At 66.2% G+C, this 2,832-nt stretch carries 1 protein-coding gene; it reads right to left on the bottom strand.

Annotation, left to right across the window (positions count from 1 at the left end; all coding sequences use genetic code 11):
• A partial coding sequence (locus tag A5650_RS00010) for a non-ribosomal peptide synthetase (protein ID WP_156743946.1) occupies nt 1–2,832 on the bottom strand: 2,832 nt, incomplete at both ends.

The raw sequence follows: 2,832 nt of genomic DNA, 5'->3' as shown, positions 1-2,832 counted from the left end.
GACCCACATACCGCAACTGCCCATCAGCACCCCACCACACCAAATCCCCAGTGCGATACATCCGCTGACCCGCGGCCCCATACGGGCACGCCACAAACCGCGACGCCGACAACGACGCCCGGCCCACATACCCATAACCCACACCCGAACCAGCCACATACAACTCACCGACCACCCCGGCCGGGACCTCCTGCAACCAGCCATCGAGCACGAACAACGCCGCCCCTGGCACCGGCGCACCGATCGGCGGCGCTCCCGACCCCGCCGTCAGCGGCGCGCTGAGCATCACCACCATCGTCGTCTCGGTCGGCCCGAACGCGTTGATCATCACCCGCCCTGGCGCCCACCGATCCACCAACTCCGGCGGACACGCCTCCCCGGCCACCACCAACGCCGTGGACTCCAACCCCTCGACGGCGAGCATCCCTGCCGCCGAGGGGGTCTGGGTCAACACATTGACCTGCTGCGCGACCAGCACCGCGTGCAAGTCCTCCGCCGAACGGGTCACCGCGTCGGGCACCACCACCACCGTGCCGCCGTTCAGCAGCGGACCCCAGGTTTCCCACACCGAGGTGTCGAATCCATAGGAATGGCACTGCGTCCAAACCCCGGTCACCGGCAGATAGCGGCCCAACTGCTGCAGCAGCTGAGTGACGTTGTGGTGACTGGTGACCACACCCTTCGGCGCACCGGTGGTCCCCGAGGTGTAAATCAAATACGCGACATCATCCGGGGCCGGTCCCATAACCGCGGTGCTTGGCTGGGCCTCGAGGGCGGGATCGTCGATGTCGATGACCACCAGCTCATGGCCGGCCACCCTATGGGCCAGCCCCGCGGTGGTCAGCACGGCGATCGGGGCGGCATCATCGAGCACGAACTCGATCCGCGCATCCGGATGCGCCGGCTCGATCGGCACATAGGCCGCCCCACACTTGAGCAGCCCCAGCATCGCCACGGCCGCCTCGCCTGAGCGCTCCACCAACAACGCCACCCGCTGCCCCGGTCCCACCCCGCGGCCGACCAGCAGATGCGCCCAGCGATTCGATGCCTCATCAAGTTCGCGATACGTCCACGAACGGCCCTGAGACGTCAACGCCACCGCCCCCGGCGCACGAGTGACCTGAGCAGCGAACAACTCCGGAATCGACATCGCCGATGGTCCCGGCACGGTCAGGGTCGCCCGATTACCCCACCTTTGCAACCGGGCGTGTTCATCGACATCGAGCACATCGATCGACGACAACCGCCGCGACGGATCAACCGTCATCGCCACCACGATCCGCTGCAACCGCTCAACGAACGCTTCAATGCTGGCCGCATCGAACACATCGGTGCGGAACTCGACGTGCCCGCCGATACCGGCCGGCTCGCCGCTCTCGCTCCACTGCTCGCCCAAGGAGAACGTCAAATCCATACGGGCGGTGTGAGTCTCAGCCGGCATCGCCGCGACCTTCAGGTCCCCCAGCGCCATTTCGGCGGACCGATCACCGACCTGGCCCCCGAAGTTCTGCCAGGCCAACGACACCTGCACCAGGGGATGGTGATTCAGCGACCGGATCGGATTCAGCCGCTCCACCAACACCTCGAACGGCACATCCTGATGCTCGAAAGCGGCCAGGCTGCGCGCACGCACCTGCTCCAACAACTCGCCCACCGACGGGTCCCCGGCAATCTCGACCCTCAACACCAGTGTGTTGACGAAAAAGCCCACGAGTTCGTCCAGCGCCCGGTCGCGCCGCCCGGCGATCGGGAACCCCACCGCCACATCGGAACTCGCGCTCAGCTTGACCAGCAACACCGCCAGAGCGGCCTGCATCACCATGAAACTGGTCGCGTCGTGCCCACGAGCCAGCTCGCGCACTTGCTGCTGCAGCTCCGTGGGCCAGTCCACGGCTATCTTGGCGCCGCAATAATCGGCCTCGGGCGGATAGGGCCGATCGGTGGGCAGCTGTACCCGCTCTGGCATATCGCTCAACGCTTGCTGCCAATAAGCCAACTGTGCGGAGATACGGCTGTCGGGATCGTCGAGATCACCAAGCTGGGCGCGCTGCCACAACGAGTAATCGACATACTGCACCGGCAGCGGCGCCCACCCAGGCGTCTGCCCCGCGCACCGCGCGGCGTACGCCACCCCAAGATCAGCCACCAGTGGAGCGATCGACCAGCCATCCGCCGCGATGTGATGGACCACCGCCACCAGCACGTGCTCGCCATCGCCAAGACGGTAAAGCATTGCCCGCAAAGGGATCTCAGTTGCCAGATCAAACGGGTGACGCACCACCGCGTCGATCGCCGATTGAAGCTCGGTCTCCGACAAGTCACCAACATCAATGACGTCCCAGCCGAAGTCGGCGTGCTCGACCGGCACCACCAGCTGCCGGGGAACGCCCTCGGGGGCGGGGAACAAAGTGCGCAGACTTTCGTGCCGGCCCACCACATCGGCAAGCGCCGCCCCGAACGCCTGTGCATCCAGGGTCCCGCTCAGCCGCAACGCCACCGCCATGTTGTAGATCGGCGAGGGTCCCTGCAGCTGATCAATGAACCACAACCGGTTCTGGGCGAACGACAACGGCACCACCGCCGGGCGCTCACCCGCCACCAGTCGCATAAGCCCGCCACCGCCGACACCGATCCGCGGTGCAAGCCGCGCCACCGTCGGCGCCTCGAATAAGACGCTCACCTCAAGGTGCGTGTCCAGACTGGTGTTGACCGCTGCGACGACCCGCATCGCCAACAGCGAATCGCCGCCGAGTTGGAAGAAGGAGTCGTCGGCTCCGACGCGGTCGAGTCCGAGTACCTGGGCGTAGATACCGGCCAGGATTTCTTCGGTGG

Origin of the sequence: Mycobacterium sp. 1164985.4 (genome assembly GCF_001668575.1) — a bacterium.
Taxonomy (GTDB): Bacteria; Actinomycetota; Actinomycetes; order Mycobacteriales; family Mycobacteriaceae; genus Mycobacterium.
This window is presented reverse-complemented; position numbering and strand designations above follow the sequence as displayed.